Raw genomic sequence first — 17,679 nt, forward strand, 5'->3', positions numbered from 1 at the left:
GGGTCATCATGATCAAGCTGTTCAAGACCATCCTCAAGGCTGGCACACCGACCGCCAAGTACCCCTTCGCCCCTTGCGAGGTGAACCGGGATTTTCGCGGCAAACCGAAATATCAGGCGGATCAGTGCATCGCTTGCGCCGCCTGCACCAAGGCCTGCCCGGCCAACGCGCTGGTGATGGAAGTCGATATGGAGACCGGCGAGCGGCGCTGGGAGATCTCCATGGCCCGCTGCATCTTCTGCGGCCGCTGCGAAGAGGTCTGCCCGACCCGCGCCATCGCCCTCTCCCCCGAGTTCGAGCTGGCGGTGACCAACAAGGCTGACTTGTATGAGGAGGCCCGCTTCGCGCTGGCCCCCTGCACCCTGTGCGGCACCTACTTTGCCCCGAGCAAACTGGTGGCACTGGTGGAGGACACCCTCAAGCAGGCAGGTACGCCGCTCGCTCGCGATGCCAAGCCGCTAGCGCCACCAGAGCGACTGCACCACTGCCCCGACTGCAAACGAAAACAGAGCATGCTGAGCCAGCCTGACTCGGCCCTGACCACACCGATTGCCGCACCGATTACCACACAACAGGAGTGGATGTGATGAGCAAGATCAAAGGCATAGAACCGGTTGTCGGCCATGCCCATACCCGCGCCGTGCCGCTGGCACAGGATCCCGAGATCACCAAACTCAAGAAAACCCTGCTCAAAGACATTCGCCGCTCGGCCTATGTCTATCGGGTCGATTGCGGCGGCTGCAACGCCTGCGAGATCGAGATCTTCGCCACCATCACACCGCTGTTCGATGCCGAGCGCTTCGGCATCAAGGTGGTCGCCTCCCCCCGTCACGCCGACATCCTGCTCTTTACCGGCGCGGTAACCCGGGCGATGCGGGTACCGGCCCTGCGCGCCTATGAAGCGGCCCCCGATCCCAAGATCTGCATCGCCTACGGCGCCTGCGGCTGCGATGGCGGCATCTTCCACGATCTCTACTGCGTCTGGGGCGGCACCGACAAAATCGTGCCGGTGGATGTCTATATTCCGGGCTGCCCGCCCACCCCTGCCGCCACCATCTACGGCTTTGCGGTGGCGCTCGGTCTGCTTGAGCAGAAACTGACCGCCACCAGCCACGAAGTGCAACTGGGTGAGCGGGTCGAACTGCGCCACACAGGCATCCCCAATGAAATTCGGGTTATGATCGAGCGCGAAGCCCGCCGCATGGCCGGTTACCGTCAGGGACAGATCATCGCCGACGAGTTTATGGCCCTGCTCGAAGGGGCGACCCAGCAGGATGTGGATCTGCGCATCCAGAGCTATCTCGATCAGCATAACGACCCGCGCCTGTCGGAGATCGTCAACAACCTGGCCAACGCCTGCCTCAACCGGGTAGCAGGCAAGGGAGAGGCAGTGCATGGCTAACCAGGTTTTCTTCTACCGCCTTTCGCGCAAGTTTGTGGATGAGCAGTTCGACGTACCCGAGGAAGCCAAGGAGGTGATGTACTACAGCCTCGCCATCGGCCACCACCTCGGTATTGTCGACTGCCTGAGTGCCGATCTGGTCTGCCCGCTAACGGGTTATCGCGACTGGGTGGCCAAGCTGCCCTTTGGTAGCGAGGCGCGCCGCAAGATGGAGGGGTTTCTCACCTTTGGCGAGATCACCATCTATCGCGAGCACTGCCACATGCTGGCCTGCGCCTTCGACCGGCTGCGCAAAGCCGACAATGTGCTCGATGAACAGCAGTTGGGCTGGACCAACACCTTTATGGATCAGCTCACCGCCCTCTATAACGATCCCCATATGTACCTGATGGTAAGGAGCCGCTGATGGGCTGCAATCTCGTGTTGACCGTGGGCAATGCCATGATGGGGGACGACGGTGCCGGCCCTTATCTGGCGGACAAACTGCAAGCCGCCCCCCTGCCCGGCTGGATCCATATCGACGGCGGCATAGCGCCGGAAAATATGGTCTACAAGGTGCGGGAGCTGCAACCGGCGCGGGTGGTGCTGGTGGATGCCGCCGAGATCGGCGAGAAGGCGGGCACCCTGCAGGTGATCCCTCCCGAAACCATCGCCGAGATGTTTATCTTCTCGACCCACAATATGCCGCTCAATTTCCTGATCGACGAGCTCAAGACCTTTGTCCCCGAGGTGATCTTTGTCGGGGTACAACCGGCCATCGTTGCGTTCTCCTTCCCGATGACCGAGATGGTAAGCGAGGCGATGGATTATCTTTATCAGCATCTTGATGCCGCCAAGGATACCAGTTTGTTAATAGAACGACTGGATCAGTGGAATATCACCAATGACGAGCGATAGTTATTTTATCAGCTGTTAAACAAGTTATTTATTCGTAACGCTGGAGATATCAAAAGAGCCTGACGTTGTATTCAAACGTCGGGCTAACTGTCCTTTTATTGATATGAAACAACGTCAGACCACATTTACCAAACATCTGTAAAATATGAAGAAAATCATTGCCAGTCTGATTTTACTGGTTCAAAATATCAGCCATTACGGAAGTTGATGGGGTCTGGTGGCCTCCTCGGTCTACAAAACCGATGTTAGCCGAGAAGGCTTTGGCAGGTTCGATTCCTGCCTCTTCCGCCAATTTAATATAGTGAATAGTCGAATCCACCTTGTTTAATAAAGGTGCGTACTGCTTGCCAATATAATCCGGACACCGGTGTTCAGCCTGGCCAATCGTTAATTTACCAGCATGAATCAACCATTAATTCATGCTGACATTGCCAGCGCAGAATAATCCGTCAGCTCGGCCCTTCTATCGGCAAAGCTGCGGGCATCTCAAACCCACGCACTGCCCTGGTAATCCCATGCCGAACTCGTCTCACGCGCCAGCCATCGCCCACTCTCACAGTCAGCCCGAATCATGTCCCACTGCCGACGACTCACTGCCAGATTCACTGCCACAGCCCAGCCAGCAACAAGCGCGCCGTCTACCGCAAGTGGAACAGCTGCTGCAGCAACCCTTTCTCGCCGGTTATATCGATGCACTGAGCCGCCCGCTGGTGACCCAGGCGGTGCGCGATGTCCTGAGCGAACTGCGCCAGAGCGAGGCGTTTCGCCAGCACGGGGTTACCCCCGAGCACCTTGAGGCGCTGGTTGCCAAGCGTTGCCAACTGCTGCTGCGCCAGCGTCAGACCCGGGTGATCAACGCCACCGGCACCCTGGTGCATACCAATCTGGGGCGCTCGCCGCTCAGTCACGCGCTGTGGGACGAGGTGCGTGACCTCAACACCGGGTACAACAATCTGGAGCTGGATCTCGCCACCGGCAAGCGCGGCGGGCGCAAGGGGCTGATCGCCCCCCTGCTCGGTTGCCTCACCCAGGCCGAGGATTCGCTGGTGGTCAACAACAATGCCGCTTCGCTCTTTTTGCTGCTGCAGGAGATAGCCAAGGGGCGCGAGGTGATCGTTTCGCGGGGTGAGCAGATCCAGATTGGCGGCGGCTTTCGCATCCCCGATATTCTGGCGCTCTCCGGCGCCAAACTGGTGGAAGTGGGCACCACCAATATCACCACAGCCCGGGATTACCTCGATGCCATCACCGATCAGACCGCGCTGGTGCTGATGGTACACAGATCCAATTTCGCCATTCGCGGTTTTACCGAATCCCCCGATATCGGCGAGGTGGCCCGCGCCCTGCCGGAACACGTGGTGCTGGCAGTGGATCAGGGCTCGGGCTTGACCACCGAGGAGTTTGCGCCGGACGAAACCTCGGTGCGTCAGTACATCAAGGCGGGGGCGGATCTGGTCTGCTACTCCGGTGACAAGCTGCTGGGCGGCCCGCAATCGGGTATCATCAGCGGCCGCAGCGACCTCATCAAGCGGCTGGAAAAACACCCCATGATGCGCACCTTCCGCCCGAGCCGCATCGTCTACTCCCTGCTCGAGCGCCTGCTCATCCACAAGCTCAACAAGTCCCCCATCGGCGAGGGCATCGCCCAGCGTACTTTGAGCAACCCTGCCGCCTTGCAGGCGCGGGCCGATCAGCTGATGGCCGCCCTGCCCGGCTGCTTTGTCCCGGTCCCCGCCCAGCTGGTGGTGGGCGGCGGCACCCTGCCGGACGAGTTCTACCCCTCACCTGCGCTGGAATGCACCGACCCGCGTCCGGCCCAGCAACTGCTCGATGCCCTGCGCGAACTGCCGGTGCCGGTGATTGCCACCGTGCGCCAGCAGAAGGTGCTGCTCAATATGGCCACCCTGCTGCCGACCGAGATGGAGCTGCTGATCGCCCAGCTTAACGAGCTACTGTTGCCCAGCTCGACAATTGCGACTGAGGAGCCCTGATCCCATGACCCCCTATCGCGCCGTTATCGGTCTTGCCGGCCACGTGGATCACGGCAAGACCCTGCTGATCAAGGCCCTCACCGGCATCACCACCGCCCGCGCCCACGAGCAGGCCATCGGCATGACCCAGGATCTCGGCTTTGCCCACTTTGACGACGGTCAGGGCAACACCATAGGCGTCATCGATGTGCCCGGCCACGAGCGCTATATCCGCAACATGGTGGCGGGGCTCTGGAGTCTCGATCTGGTGCTGCTGGTGATTGCCGCCGACGAGGGGTGGATGCCGATGACCGGCGATCACCTGCGCCTGCTCAAGGCAATGGGGGTACCGCGCCTGCTGGTCTGCATCAACAAGTGCGATCTGGTGGAACCCGACGAGCGGGCACTCCTCGAAGAGAGCCTGCTGGAACGGGTGATGGACGAGAGCGGCATGGTGCCTGATATCGTCAGCGTCAGCGCCAAAAACGGCGCCAATATGGCGGCCCTGCACGCCGCCATCGTGCGCCAGCTTGCCGATGTACCAGCATCGCAAGCTGCCCGCGAACAAGGTGCGCCGCGTCGCTCTCGTGAAGAGGCGCCACCGCGCCTCTATGTAGACAGGGTCTTTACCGCCAACGGCACCGGCACAGTGCTCACCGGCACCCTGCAGCAGGGCAGCCTCAAGGTGGGAGACAAGCTGCGCCTCTACCCCGCCGATCGGGAAGTGCAGGTGCGCTCCCTGCAGGCCTATCACCAGAGCCTTGATGAGATTGGCGCCGTCTGCCGGGTGGCGGTGGGTCTTAAAAAAGTGCCCCACAAGGAGGTGGCTCGCGGCCACTGCCTCACCAGCGCTGCGGGTCAGTGCGAGGCGGCAACCCACCTTATCGTACGACTCAACGCCGAGAGCCTGAGCGGCAAGGCGCTACGCACACAGGAGGTCGAGGTGGCCCTCGGCAGCTGGCACGGCCGGGCGCGCTTTGTACCTATCAAAGAGGCGCCAATCAAGGATACCCGGCTGGCGCGGCTGATCTTTGCGACTCCCATCCCCTGCTTCTTCGGTCAGCCGCTCGCCATCATTCGCCACGGCAGCAGCGAGTTGCTGCACGGTGCCCGCATCGTCTGGTGCGGCGATATTCATCCCGCCAGGCGCAAGGCCCTGCACGCCCTGCTTGGCGAACTGCCGGACGTGCTCGCCGGTTACAACCCTGCTGCCCTGCAGCTGGGGCTCAATGGCTATGTAGCGGCGGGTCGCTTTGATGCGCTGCCGGACCATGTCACACAACTGGGTAACTGGGTGCTGGATAGCAGTTGGCTGGCCCAAAGCCGCGCTCAACTGCTCGCTACCCTGAAAAACGAGCCCCTGAGCGCTGCCGAGCTCGCAACTCGTCTTGGCATAGGGCTGCCGGTGATCCAGACCTTGCTGCAACAGCTCAAGAACGAGGAGCTTGTGCGCCTTCATCATGACAAGTGGCAGCCGGGCAGTGGCGAGTCGGAAGATGACCTGGGGGAAGAAGCGCAGCTGGTGCTCAAGGTGGTGCGAGATCAAGGCAAGGGGGGTTACGAGCCCGGTAAACTGGGCCCCGGCGGCGTGGCAATGGATCCTGTCCTCAGCCTCAAGCTGCCCCCCGCGCTGAAGCTGGGATTACAACAAAAAGGCGCACTGCAAAAACAGCTGCGCAATCTGGCAAGGCTCAAATACCTGGTGCAGCTCGACGGCCCCATCTACTACGACGCCGTGCTTTACAACCAAATGGTCGACGCCGTGCTGGCGGACCATCAGGTGGGGGATCTGATCGCCATGGCGTCACTGAAAGAGATAACAGGGCTGTCGCGCAAATACTCCATCCCGTTTTGTCTTCGCATGGAGATGGACGGCTGGGTGCGGCGCGAGGAGAACGAGCGTCGGGTGCTGCGTTTGCCACAAACTCAAGATGCCTTGCAGCAGGAGCCGGTATGACGGCCACCCGATTGCGCCGCGAATTTCATATCGACGGTATCGTGCAAGGGGTCGGCTTTCGCCCCTTCGTCTATGGGTTGGCACTGCGCCACGGCCTTACCGGCTATGTGCTGAACGATGCCAACGGCGTCACCATTGGCGCCGAGGGATCCCCCGAGCAGCTGGCCGCCTTTGCCCGCGAACTGCGCGAATTGGCGCCGCCGCTCAGCCGTATCGATCATTTCAGTGAGCGGGAACTGCCCCGAGACGCTGACTCCGAACATAATCCCGACTACGACGGCGCCTTTCATATCAAGGCCAGCCAGCAGCAGAGCGCCGCCACGGTCGCCATCTCGCCGGATCAGGGGATGTGCGAGGCGTGCGCCAACGATGTGGCCAACCCCGTAGATCGTCACCATCACTACCCCTTTACCAACTGCACCCACTGCGGCCCGCGCTACACCATCATCCGCCGCCTCCCCTACGACCGCCCCCACACCGCCATGGCGGGCTTTGCCATGTGTCCGCGCTGCGCGGCGGCTTATGAGGATCCACTGGATCGGCGCTACCACGCCCAGCCGGTGAGCTGCCCCGAGTGCGGACCCCATCTCACCTGGCGCACCGGTAGTGGCGATGCCCTGGTCGAGCGCGAGGATGCCCTGCAAGCGGCGGCTCGTGCCCTGCAAACTGGCGCGCTGATTGCGGTCAAGGGGATGGGGGGTTATCACCTGATATGTGATGCCCGCAGCGAGTCCGCCGTGGCGCGGCTGCGCCAGCTCAAACGGCGCGAGCGCAAGCCGTTGGCGGTGATGATGGGTTCCCTTGCAGAGGCCAAATTGCATGTCACCGGCTGCGAGGCGGAGTGGAAGCTGCTCGCCTCTCAGGCCAGACCCATTACCCTGCTGCGCAAACGCAAAAACGAGGATCGGCTCTCAGAATCCCGACAGTTAGCCGCGCCGCTGGCCGAAGGGATAGCCCCCGGCATCCCCTACCTTGGGGTCATGCTCCCCTATACCCCGCTCCACCAGCTGCTGCTGGACGCCTGTGCCATCCCGCTGGTGGCCACCAGCGCCAATGGTCGCGGCAGCCCGATCCTCATCGAGTGCGATGCTGTGGTCAGCAAACTCGGGGGCGAAATTGACGGCATCCTGGATCACAACCGCCCCATCCTGCACCCCTGCGACGACAGTCTGGTGCAGTGGGCGGGGGGACGGCGTCAGACCCTGCGGCTGGCCCGGGGCTATGCGCCCTGCACCCCCAGCCTGAAACAGGCGGTCAATTTGCCGCTGCTGGCGGTCGGGGCGCAGCAGAAGAACCAGCTGGCGCTCGCCTTCGGTCGCCAGCGCATCTACAGCCCCTATATCGGCGATCTGCACAGCCTGCCGATGCAAGGCCACTTCGAGCAGACCCTCGCCACCTTTCGCGATCTCTACGATCTCAAGCCCGAACTGCTGGTATCGGATCGCCACCCGGGCTACCTCAGCCATCAGTGGGCCAAGCACTATTGCCGCGAACAGGGTGCGACCCACCTTGAGGTGCAGCACCATCACGCCCACCTGCTAGGGGTGATGGCCGAGCATGAGATCACTGGCCCTGTGCTGGGGGTTGCCTTCGACGGCACCGGCCTTGGGGATGACGGCACCCTCTGGGGCGGCGAGCTGCTGCTGGCCGATGTGAAGGGCTTCACGCGCGTTGCCCACCTCAGGCCTTTCAAGCTCATCGGCAGCGAGGCGGCCATCCGCGAGCCGGTACGCCAGCTGCTGGGGCTGCTGTTCGAGACGTATGGCGTGGAGCAGATCCGCGCCCTCGATATTCCGTTGATCAACAAGTTGCCACCTGAGCGGATCCGCAATCTGCACCAGCTCTGGCATCTGGGTCGCAACGCCCCCTATACCAGCTCCATCGGCCGCCTGTTCGATGCCGTCGCGGCGCTGCTGGGGCTGATCGATGCCCCCGACTACGAGGGAGAGGCGGGACTCTTGCTGGAGGCAGCAGCCTTGCAGCTGACACCGGATGAATTGCCCTTCCCCCTCGCCTTTGGCCTGCACCAGAGCGCAGAGGGGCCGCTACTTATTGAGTGGGCCGAACTGCTCAATCTGCTTATTAGCGAGCAAAGCAAAGGCACCTCAACTGCCAGCCTGGCCGCCGGTTTTATCCACGCCATCAGCAAGCTGGTGGTTGCCCTGGCCGAGCACTTCCCCAGCTATCCGGTGGCGCTCGGGGGCGGCGTATTTCAAAACCGGGTGCTGATGGATCAGCTGGTGCCCGGCCTCGAAGCAGCCGGCCGCCAGGTATTGACCAGCGAAACCCTGCCGCTCAATGACGGTGGCATCGCCGCCGGTCAGCTCTGGTTTGCCATCCACCATATTGCCACGCACCAGCCTGCCACAGCCGGTTGTGCCACCTTGTCGGAGTCCTGAAATCCATGTGTCTATCTATCCCCTCTCAGGTAGTGCAGCTGCACCCCGAAGATAACTGCGTCACCGTCGATACCCTGGGGGTGCAGCGGCGCGTCAGCTGCATGCTGCTCGAAGAGCCCCTCAACCTTGGCGACTATGTGCTGCTCCATATCGGCTTTGTGATGAGCAAGATTGACGAAGAGGAGGCGCAGGCCAGCCTGGAGAGCTTCCGCCAGATGGTGGCCCTGATGCCTGAGCAGGATATCTTGCCATGCTGACCTTGAATGACCTGTTTCAGGGCTTTCGTCAGCCCGACGTCATCCGCGCCCTCGCCTCCCAGATCACCGAACTGGCCAAATTACTCCCCGAACCGCTGCGGGTGATGGAGGTGTGCGGCGGCCATACCCACACCATCATGAAATACGGCCTGCCCCAGTTGCTGCCAGCCAGCATAGAGTTCGTCCATGGCCCCGGCTGCCCGGTCTGCATCATGCCCAAAGAGCGGATCGATCAGGCCATCGAGCTGGCCCGCCAACCCAACGTCATTCTGGTCACCCTGGGGGACATGATCCGGGTGCCGGGCTCCAAAGGCACGCTGGCCCAGCAGCGCGCCAGGGGGAGCGATATCCGCCCCGTCTATGACCCCCTCGACGCCCTGCGCATCGCCCGTGAGAACCCGGAGAAAACCGTGGTCTTCTTCGCCATCGGTTTCGAGACCTCCACCCCGATGACAGCCGCGCTCTTGGCAGCAGCTGAAGAGCAAGGGGTCGAGAACCTCTTGTTTCATATCAACCATGTGCTGGTACCGCCCGCCATTCACGCTGTGATGGCTGACGGGGTTGCCAAGGTGAACGCCTTTATCGGCCCCTCTCACGTCAGCGTCATCACCGGCGCCGATATCTACCTGCCCATAGTCCAACGCTATCAGGTGCCTGTGGTGGTGAGCGGCTTCGAGCCGGTGGATGTGATGGAGGCGCTCTTGATGATGGTGCGCCAGAAGGTGGAAGGCCGCTACGCGCTGGAGGTGCAGTACACCCGCGCCGTCACTGCCAGTGGCAATAAAGCCGCCCAGCGGCTGGTCGAGCGCTTTTTCGAGACCCGCGAGCATTTTCGCTGGCGAGGTCTGGGGGACATCAATGCCTCCGCCCTGCGCCTGCGGGATGCCTTTGCCAAGCGCGATGCGGAGCGTCACTTCCAACTTGATCAGACCCCCATCGATGACCACAAGGCGTGCCAGTGCGCCGATATTCTGCGCGGCCTGGCCAAGCCCAATCAGTGCAAAGTCTTTGGCCGGGGCTGCACCCCGACCCAGCCCATGGGCAGCTGCATGGTCAGCTCCGAGGGGGCCTGCAATGCCTACTATCGATATATGGGGATCCAGGAACAATGAGAGAAATCCAACTTAGCCACGGCGGCGGTGGTGTGGAGATGAACCAGCTGATCAACCAGCTCTTCTTTCGCCACTTTGGCAACGAGATCCTGCTGCGCGGTGAAGATGCCGCCCTGTTGCCGGTGAGCGGGCCCGTTGCCTTCACCACCGACAGCTTTACCGTCTCGCCGCTGTTCTTTGAGGGGGGCGATATCGGCAAACTGGCCATCGCAGGCACGGTCAATGATCTCGCCATGATGGGGGCCAAGCCCGAGTATCTGAGCGCCAGCTTTATCATCGAGGAGGGCTTCCCCTACGCCGATCTCACCCGCATCGTCGAGTCGATGGCCGCAGAGCTGGCCAAGAGCGGCGCCCGCATCGTCTGCGGCGACACCAAGGTGGTGCCCAAGGGGGCCGCCGACAAGATCTTCATCAATACCAGCGGGGTCGGCACCTTCCCTCTGCCCGAACAGAGCCGGGGCATCTCGGTGCGCAACCTCAAGGCCGGTGACGCCATTCTGGTCTCACGGGATATCGGCAGCCACGGCGCCTGCATCCTGATGGCCCGTGACGCCCTGCAGCTGGGCTCGGATCTGAAAAGCGACTGCACCACCCTCTGGCCGCAGGTAGAAGCGCTGCTACAAGCGGGGATCACCCCTCACGCCCTGCGCGATGCCACCCGCGGTGGCCTCGCCGCCGTGCTGAATGAATGGAGTACCGCCTCCCAAGTGGCCATCGAGCTGGAGGAGTCCGCCATTCCGGTGTGCGATCCGGTGCGTGGCCTGTGCGAGCTCTACGGTTTCGAGCCCCATGATCTCGCCAACGAGGGGACCATGGTACTGGCCCTGCCTGCCGAACAGGCGCAGGACGCACTGGGCATCTTGCGACAATTCAACCCCGCCGCCAGCCAGATCGGCGTGGTGCAGGCGAGCGATCGCCACAAGGTGATCCTCAATAACCCCTGGGGCAGCCGCCGTTATCTGGAGCTGCCGCAGGGGGAACTGCTCCCGCGGATCTGTTAAGGAATCACCATGCACGAAATGTCTCTGGCCATGGCCGCCATCGATCTGGCTGCCGAACAGGCCACCCAGCGGGGCTTTAACAAGGTGACCGCCCTCTGGCTCGAGGTTGGCAGCTTCTCCTGCGTCGACCCGGACACTATCGCCTTCTGTTTCGAGGCCGCCGCCAAGGGTACCGCCGTCGAAGGGGCCCAACTTCACTTTCAGCACCAGGCGGCAGAGGCCTGGTGTTATGACTGCAACAAGACGGTCACCCTCACCGAGCGCGGGCAAGCCTGTCCCGAATGTGGCGGATACAAATTACGAGTCGCGCAGGGCGATAGCCTGCGCATCACCGACATCGAGGTAAGTTGATATGTGTAGCGTATGCGGATGCGGCCAGGCGCGGATCGCCGGCCATGAAGATGAGCACGACCATGCCCACCCCCACGATCATGAGCACCATGACCATGAGCACGGCCATCATCATACTCATGAGGCTCATCACCAACATCCCCATGAGCAGAGCGCACCGCGCACCCTGATCATTCACCACCACTATCACCATCAGGGGGATGTCCATCACCACTACCACGGTGTACGGGCACCCGCGGTGGCAGAGGGTCATGATCACCCTCACGAGCACCACCATGATCACCCCCACGACCATCATCATGATCATGACCGCGAGCATTCCCACGCTCATCCGCATGACCATGACCATGACCATGACCATGACCATCAGCAGGGTGATCTGCACTATGGCAAAGGGGAAGCGGGACTGTCGGTTCCCGGCATGGGGCAGCGCCAGCTGATCGCCATCGAGATGGATGTGCTGGCCAAGAACAACGCGCTGGCGGCCCATAACCGCGAGCACTTCGACGAGGCGGCCCAGCTGGTGCTCAATCTGGTATCGAGCCCGGGTTCAGGCAAGACCACCTTGCTGTGCGAAACCCTGCGCCAGCTGGCCGACAAACGCCCCTGCGCTGTGATCGAAGGGGATCAGCAGACCAGCACCGATGCGGATCGTATACGTGCCACCGGCGTCCCTGCCGTGCAGATCAACACCGGCAAGGGCTGCCATCTGGATGCCAAAATGGTCCACGACGCCTGCCACCAGCTGCCCGCCAATGAAGGGGGCATCCTCTTTATCGAGAACGTGGGCAATCTGGTCTGCCCCGCCAGCTTCGATCTCGGCGAGAAGTACAAGGTGGCGATCCTCTCCGTCACCGAGGGGGAAGAAAAGCCTCTCAAGTACCCGGACATGTTTGCCGCCGCCCAGCTGATGGTGATCAACAAGATCGATCTGCTGCCCTACGTCAGCTTTGACGTGACCCGCTGCATCGAGAACGCCAAACGGGTCAACCCCTATATTCAGGTGATCCAGGTCAGCGCCACCACAGGCGAGGGGATGGATGCCTGGCTCAACTGGCTGGCCACGGCCTGAACCGGTTAAACACCGCTGATAACTGTGGGTAGCAAAAGAGGGAGGCTGATGCCTCCCTCTCTTTTATCTGCGAACCTTGCCAGCCGTGCTATCTGTCCCGAATGGCCAGCCTCTCTCACTCGCGTCCCCTCACCCTGGCCCTCTCCCCTGGGAGAGGGAACCGGTTAGTGGATGCCGACAACATGCTGCAACAATACGGTCCCCTCAGCCCCCTCAGGAGTGGCTTGAGCATAACAACCAGCCCTGTTTTCCAAACCACGAGTCTGGCGAGAGGCACCTTCTGCCCCCTTCTCCCCTCGCGGGAGAAGGGCTGGGGATGAGGGGGAACACCAATCCTCAGGCCGCGTTTTCAGCCAATACACCAGTTGCAGACGGCACCTCACCAAAGCGCAGCACCCGATGACAGATCTGGCGCAGCAGCGCCTGCTGGTGACTGAAGATCAGCATGCCAAGCCCGCGCTGCTCGCACTCAATCATCAACTCCTGCCAGAGCTGGCGCTGAATTTGCGGATCCAGCTGGGCGGTCACCTCATCGGCGACAAGCAACCGGGTGCGGGGATCGAGGGCGCGCAGCAGCGCGATGCGGGCCAGCTCGCCACCGGAGAGCTGACCCGGCTTGCGACTGAGCCACTCGGGCTTGACCATAAAGCGGGCCAGCATGGCCTCATCGGGACGCCACACATCCCATAGCGCTTGCCCTGTGGTGCGATAGGGATTGAAGGTGAGCTCCGGGTGCTGGGGCACCAGCTGGATGGGGTTATAGCCTTTTACCTGTTCAGGCACAGGCTGCCCATCCAGCCGCATTTCCCCGCTTCCCCGAATCAGTTGCCAACCCGCCAATACCCGCCCCAGCGTGGTCTTGCCATAACCGCTGGGGGCAGAGATGCCGAGCCGTTCGCCCGCTTTCACCGTCAGCGACAACCCCTGCCAGAGAGGGCGTTCCCCCTGGGCAATGGTGAGATCCCGAACTTCAAACATCAGGAAACCTCCGGCACAGAGAAGAGCGTGTTGAACTCCGGCAGCGCCTGCCAGTGGGCGCGGAGCATCTCGCTCCCCAGCCCCTGGCGCAGATGGTGGCTGCTCAAGGTATCGCTCACCTGCCCCTGATGCAGCGCCACGATGCGATCGGCAAAACGGGCAGCCAGCGCCAGATCGTGGGTGACCCAGAGGATACCGCTGCCCTGATTGGCCAATTCACGCAACTGGCTGAGCAGCAGACAGGCCAGCCCCTCGTCGAGCCAGGCGGTGATCTCGTCCGCCAGAATGTAGCGGGCGCCGCCGAGCGCCGCGGTGCAGGCCAGAATGCGCTTGGCCATGCCGCCGGAGAGCTGGCGTGGATAGCGGTCCAGGGTGGCCGCAGGCAACTGGTAGCGCTGCAGTTGCTCGCCGAGCCGTTCGCGAGAACCGTTCTGACCGCAGAGACGAGCCGCGCGGCCCAGCTGGCGTTCCACCGTCAGCAGCGGATTGAGGGCGCTCACCCCCTGCGGCACATAGCAAAGGGTGTGGCCGCGCAAACGGGCCCGGCTGGCGTCGCACAGGGGCACGCCATCGAGGGAGAGGGTGCCGCGCATCCGCAGGTTGTCCGGCAGCAGGGTCAGGGCACTTTGCAGCAGCAGGCTCTTGCCCTCGCCGCTCCCCCCCACCAGCGCCACGATTTCACCCGGCGCCAGTTGCAGGCTGATATCGATCAGCAATGGCTGCCAGCTGCGCCGCCCCAGCCAGGAGTAGTGGGCCGCCTCTATGGTCACATGGTCAAAACTCAACATGGTTCACTCCTGTGCCACAGCAGCTGTTGCAGGGCGCGAGTAGCCTGATCAAACAGCAGTACCAGCAGCAGCAACATCAGGCCCGGGAAGAGCGCGAGCCACCAGCCGCCACCGGCCAGATAACGCAACGCATCGGCCAGCAGCAGGCCAAGGGAAGCCTCGTGGGCCGCCAGACCAAAGCCGAGAAAGCTCAAGGCTGCGCTGTGCAGCACCGCATGGGGAAACATCAGCAAGGTGCCGATAAACCACTGGGGCAACAACCCCGGCAGCAGGTGGGTGCGCCAGCGACGCAGTGCTCCCATCCCCTGACAGCGGGCCAGCACCACATAGTCGCTGCAGGCGATCCGCCGCGCCTCCGCGCAGAGGATCAGCGCCAGCTTGGGCCAGTGGGTGAGCGCCACCGCCAGGATCACCCCGCGCATGCCCCCCCCCACGGTAAAGCAGATCAGGATCAGCAGCAGCATATGGGGCAGCGCCAGCATGGCATCGATAAGCAGCCGCACCGCCACATCGCATCTGGGATGAATAAGCGACACGCTTGCCGCCACCATGGCCAGCAGCCCGCTACACAGGGCCGTGCTGATGCCGAGCTCCAGACTGGTGAGGGTGCCCTGAAAAGCCCGCAGCCAGAGATCCCGCCCCATCTGATCGGTGCCGAACCAGTGGGTCAGCGAGGGAGGCTGCTGGCGCGCCAGCAGATCCATCGGCACATCCTGATGAGAGAGGCTCCAGCCGTAAGCAGCCAGCAGCGCCAATCCGAGCAGGGCAAAAACCAGCCGCAGTATGGAGGGAAACGGATTAAACAGCATGCTCGCCCTCCCAGCCCCGATTGATGCGGGCCAGCAGCAAACTGGCCACAGTGTTGCCAATAAAGACCAGCAGGGTGCAGAAGAGCACGATTCCCATCAGCAAGGGAATATCCCCCCTAAGCCCCGCATCCACGGTCGCCTGCCCGAGTCCCGGATAGGAGAAGACCTTCTCCGCCAACAGGGATCCACCGATCAGCTCACCCATCGAGGCAAACTGCAGGCAGAGCGCCGGGGTCAGGGCGTGGCGCAGCACATGAAAGCGCAGCATGGGCCAGCCACCATCCCCCTGGGCGCGGGCGTAGCGGATAAAGTCGCTCTCCAGCACCTCGGCCACCCGCCCCCGGGTATGCAGGGCAATGTTGCCCACCCCGAGCAGCGCAAGCGTGGTCACTGGCAGCAGCAGATGGCGCAATCGCATCAGCCAGTCCGCCTCATCGGCAGAGAGCCCCGGCGTCCAGGCGCAGCAGACCGGCAATAGTGGCCAGTGCACCGCAAACAGGGCGAGCAGCAAGAGACCAACCCAGAAGGTGGGCAGGGAGGCGAGCAGGTAGGCAAAGCGGCAAATAAGACGATCGGGCCAGCGGTTGAGATAGCGACCGGCGCAGAGGCCCAGCAGGATGCCGAAAAAACCGGAGAGCAGCCAGGCCCCCGCCAGCAGCAGAAAGGAGGCGGCAAAGCGGCTGCTAATCACCTGAGCCACAGGCGCGTTGTAGAGCATGGAGTAACCGAGATCCCCCTGCAGCACCTGACCGAACCAGTGCCAGTAGCGCAGCCACAGCGGCTGATCCAGCCCCCAGCGGGCGGCAATGCGGGCGTACTGCTCGGGCGGCACATGGAGCAGATCGTTGCCGATATAGGCCTTGATGGGATCGATGGGGGAGTAGCTGAGCAGCACAAAGGTGGCGACAGAGACCAGACACAAGAGCCCTGCCAGACGCAGCAGGGCTTTTAGCAACAGGTAACCGGAGTGACTCAAGGGCGAGCTTAACGGCACGTCCACCGCCAATCCTGCAGGTTGTTGAGCAGGGACCAGCTACCGTGAATTTCCGGCGCCCCTTTGCCAAGGTCGATACAGCGGTTGGCCAGATAGGTGTGCTGCACATTGAGCAGCCAGGCCCAGGCGGCATCCCCCTGCACTCCGGCGCCACTCTTGCCATCCCACTCCACCTGCTGCCAGAACGGCACCGCCGCCTGCCAGTTCGGGGCATCCAGCGCCTGCTTGAGGTGGCCATCCACTACCGGGTTGCGGTAGTAGCCCGGGTTGTAGAACTCCACGCCGCCCGAACCACTCTGGTAGTGGTGATAGAGCTCCATGGGATCCAGACTCCCCCACCCCATCAACACCGGGTTGGCGTGCATCTCCCGCTCCACCTGCTCCCAGCTGCCAGACTTGAGGCTCACGTCGAGGCCAATAGGTTTGAGCATGGCCCGCACCGCTTCCGCCAGATCCCGGCGGGTGCTGTCGCCACTGGTGTACCAGAGGGTAAAGGCGGCGCGCAGGTCACCCTTGTGGCGAATGCCATCGCTGCCCATCTTCCAGCCAGCCTCGTCGAGCAGGGCGTTGGCATGGGCGACATCGCCGTCCTTGAAGGCGGTGGCTTTGTTCAGCCAGGGCAAGCCTTCCACCGCGCTGTAAGCGGGGATGGCGTGCCCTTCCAGCAGCTGGTCGGCCAGCAGCTTGCGGTCGATGGCATAGTTGATGGCGCGGCGCACCGCCACATCGGCGGTCACGTCGTTGCCGACGGGATAACCCTTGGCATCTTTTTTAGCCTCTTCGCCACGCTTGCTCGCTGCAGGAATGGGGAAGACGATGCCACGGTTCTCCACGCTCGGCCGCACCCAGAGCCGCAGCGAATCCGGCACGGTGGGCGCCAGCGAGGGGGGAATGCGCACCAGATCGAGCTGGCTGCTCTGGGCAGCGGCATAGGCGCTCTCTTCATCGATAAAGACAAACACCAGCCGTTTGAAATCATTGTTGCCACCGGCGTAATAGGGGTTCGCTTCCACCACCAGTTGCTGACCGGGCAGGAAGCTCACCAGCCGGTAAGGGCCGGCGCCGACAGGCTTTTGGGCGTACATCTTGGCGTTGTAATCGTGCTTTGACACTATCCCCAAGGATCCCAGCACATTGACGAAGGTGCTCTGGGGGGCGCTCAAGACGATGGCGACCTCGGTAGGCGAGAGCACTTTGGCCGAGACAAAGTTGCCCATGTCGATCTTGCCGCCGCCCTTGGCTGCGCTCTTGTAGGTAAAGGCCACATCCTCGGCGGTCAGGGGCGCACCGTTGGAGAATTTCAGATCGGGCTTGAGGGTGATAAGCCACCCCTTGCCATCCTGGTTCGGGGTCACCGCTTGGGTGAGCACATTCTGCCAGCTGAGATCGGCGTTCTGCTTGAGCAGCGGGCTGTGCAGCAGCAGGTAGCTGCCGTGACTCCAGCCCAGCAAGGGGTCAAACCCTTCGGTGGGTTCGGCGCCAATGGCAAGCTTGAGTTCGGCAGGCACAGGTTGGGCGGCCAGTACGGAATGAGAGAGTCCGCTTGAGAACAGAGCCAGCAAAGTGGCCGCGACGACAGGCACACCCTTGCGGTGGCCATGGCATTGAATGGTCATAAGATTCCTTGTTCGTTTGTACCACTCACCTCGAAGAAAAACGTCAAACGAAGAAGCGAGTGAGGGGCCAAAACGG

Annotated in this window: 18 protein-coding genes and 1 tRNA gene; 13 read left to right on the top strand and 6 right to left on the bottom strand. The window is 62.4% G+C overall.

Annotation, left to right across the window (positions count from 1 at the left end):
* Positions 1–8 precede the first annotated feature (8 nt).
* The 12 genes from AC1P02_RS18020 (at position 9) to hypA (ending at position 11,346) form a co-directional block, all read left to right on the top strand.
* Positions 9–587 (top strand): formate hydrogenlyase complex iron-sulfur subunit, encoded by a 579-nt coding sequence (locus tag AC1P02_RS18020; protein WP_485182814.1) that lies wholly within the window; start codon positions 9–11, stop codon positions 585–587.
* On the top strand, positions 587–1,402 hold the full coding sequence (locus AC1P02_RS18025; RefSeq protein ID WP_485182815.1) for an NADH-quinone oxidoreductase subunit B family protein: 816 nt from the start codon (positions 587–589) through the stop codon (positions 1,400–1,402). Before AC1P02_RS18020 ends, AC1P02_RS18025 begins: the two co-directional genes overlap by 1 nt.
* Positions 1,395–1,808 (top strand): formate hydrogenlyase maturation HycH family protein, encoded by a 414-nt coding sequence (locus AC1P02_RS18030; RefSeq protein ID WP_485182816.1) that lies wholly within the window; start codon positions 1,395–1,397, stop codon positions 1,806–1,808. The genes AC1P02_RS18025 and AC1P02_RS18030 overlap by 8 nt, the downstream gene beginning before the upstream one ends.
* Positions 1,808–2,299: a hydrogenase maturation peptidase HycI gene (gene hycI / locus AC1P02_RS18035; protein ID WP_485182817.1), complete on the top strand. Its 492-nt coding sequence runs from the start codon at positions 1,808–1,810 to the stop codon at positions 2,297–2,299. The genes AC1P02_RS18030 and hycI overlap by 1 nt, the downstream gene beginning before the upstream one ends.
* Before the next feature lie 199 nt (positions 2,300–2,498).
* Positions 2,499–2,590 (top strand) — tRNA-OTHER (locus AC1P02_RS18040).
* A 224-nt stretch (positions 2,591–2,814) separates the two neighbouring features.
* Positions 2,815–4,290 carry an L-seryl-tRNA(Sec) selenium transferase gene (gene selA, locus AC1P02_RS18045; protein WP_429179049.1) on the top strand — a complete coding sequence of 492 codons (1,476 nt, stop codon included), beginning with the start codon at positions 2,815–2,817 and terminating at the stop codon, positions 4,288–4,290.
* A 4-nt stretch (positions 4,291–4,294) separates the two neighbouring features.
* Positions 4,295–6,226, top strand: a complete 1,932-nt coding sequence (locus AC1P02_RS18050; protein ID WP_485182818.1) for a SelB domain-containing protein — start codon at positions 4,295–4,297, stop codon at positions 6,224–6,226.
* The gene (hypF, locus tag AC1P02_RS18055; RefSeq protein WP_485182819.1) at positions 6,223–8,625 is read left to right on the top strand and encodes a carbamoyltransferase HypF; all 2,403 of its coding nucleotides are present in this window, start codon (positions 6,223–6,225) and stop codon (positions 8,623–8,625) included. Before AC1P02_RS18050 ends, hypF begins: the two co-directional genes overlap by 4 nt.
* Before the next feature lie 5 nt (positions 8,626–8,630).
* Positions 8,631–8,882: a HypC/HybG/HupF family hydrogenase formation chaperone gene (locus AC1P02_RS18060; RefSeq protein WP_021140358.1), complete on the top strand. Its 252-nt coding sequence runs from the start codon at positions 8,631–8,633 to the stop codon at positions 8,880–8,882.
* Positions 8,876–9,994 (top strand): hydrogenase formation protein HypD, encoded by a 1,119-nt coding sequence (hypD, locus tag AC1P02_RS18065; RefSeq protein WP_485182820.1) that lies wholly within the window; start codon positions 8,876–8,878, stop codon positions 9,992–9,994. The genes AC1P02_RS18060 and hypD overlap by 7 nt, the downstream gene beginning before the upstream one ends.
* Positions 9,991–10,995, top strand: a complete 1,005-nt coding sequence (gene hypE / locus AC1P02_RS18070; RefSeq protein ID WP_430643047.1) for a hydrogenase expression/formation protein HypE — start codon at positions 9,991–9,993, stop codon at positions 10,993–10,995. Before hypD ends, hypE begins: the two co-directional genes overlap by 4 nt.
* Positions 10,996–11,004: 9 nt before the next feature.
* Positions 11,005–11,346 carry a hydrogenase maturation nickel metallochaperone HypA gene (gene hypA / locus AC1P02_RS18075; protein WP_021140355.1) on the top strand — a complete coding sequence of 114 codons (342 nt, stop codon included), beginning with the start codon at positions 11,005–11,007 and terminating at the stop codon, positions 11,344–11,346.
* Here the strand turns inward: hypA and AC1P02_RS18080 are convergent.
* Positions 11,324–11,701, bottom strand: a complete 378-nt coding sequence (locus tag AC1P02_RS18080; protein ID WP_485182821.1) for a hypothetical protein — start codon at positions 11,699–11,701, stop codon at positions 11,324–11,326. The genes hypA and AC1P02_RS18080 overlap by 23 nt on opposite strands.
* On the opposite strand from AC1P02_RS18080, the gene hypB reads away from it, so the two are divergent.
* On the top strand, positions 11,585–12,418 hold the full coding sequence (gene hypB, locus AC1P02_RS18085) for a hydrogenase nickel incorporation protein HypB (RefSeq protein ID WP_485182822.1): 834 nt from the start codon (positions 11,585–11,587) through the stop codon (positions 12,416–12,418). The genes AC1P02_RS18080 and hypB overlap by 117 nt on opposite strands.
* Positions 12,419–12,754: 336 nt before the next feature.
* On the opposite strand, the gene AC1P02_RS18090 is transcribed toward hypB, so the two are convergent.
* Genes AC1P02_RS18090 through AC1P02_RS18110 form a run of 5 tightly spaced genes read right to left on the bottom strand, consistent with a single transcriptional unit; the run spans position 12,755 to position 17,603 of the window.
* The gene (locus AC1P02_RS18090) at positions 12,755–13,396 is read right to left on the bottom strand and encodes an ATP-binding cassette domain-containing protein (protein ID WP_485182823.1); all 642 of its coding nucleotides are present in this window, start codon (positions 13,394–13,396) and stop codon (positions 12,755–12,757) included.
* Positions 13,396–14,184 carry an ATP-binding cassette domain-containing protein gene (locus AC1P02_RS18095; RefSeq protein WP_485182824.1) on the bottom strand — a complete coding sequence of 263 codons (789 nt, stop codon included), beginning with the start codon at positions 14,182–14,184 and terminating at the stop codon, positions 13,396–13,398. The genes AC1P02_RS18090 and AC1P02_RS18095 overlap by 1 nt, the downstream gene beginning before the upstream one ends.
* Entirely contained in the window at positions 14,178–14,993 is an 816-nt protein-coding gene (locus AC1P02_RS18100) for an ABC transporter permease (protein ID WP_485182825.1), read from the bottom strand. The genes AC1P02_RS18095 and AC1P02_RS18100 overlap by 7 nt, the downstream gene beginning before the upstream one ends.
* Positions 14,983–15,993 (bottom strand): ABC transporter permease, encoded by a 1,011-nt coding sequence (locus AC1P02_RS18105; protein WP_485182826.1) that lies wholly within the window; start codon positions 15,991–15,993, stop codon positions 14,983–14,985. Before AC1P02_RS18105 ends, AC1P02_RS18100 begins: the two co-directional genes overlap by 11 nt.
* A complete protein-coding gene (locus AC1P02_RS18110; RefSeq protein ID WP_485182827.1) occupies positions 15,978–17,603 on the bottom strand; it encodes an ABC transporter substrate-binding protein in 1,626 nt (541 codons plus the stop codon). Before AC1P02_RS18110 ends, AC1P02_RS18105 begins: the two co-directional genes overlap by 16 nt.
* Positions 17,604–17,679: the final 76 nt, after the last annotated feature.

The organism is Aeromonas sp. TS_SC_11 (assembly GCF_057318915.1).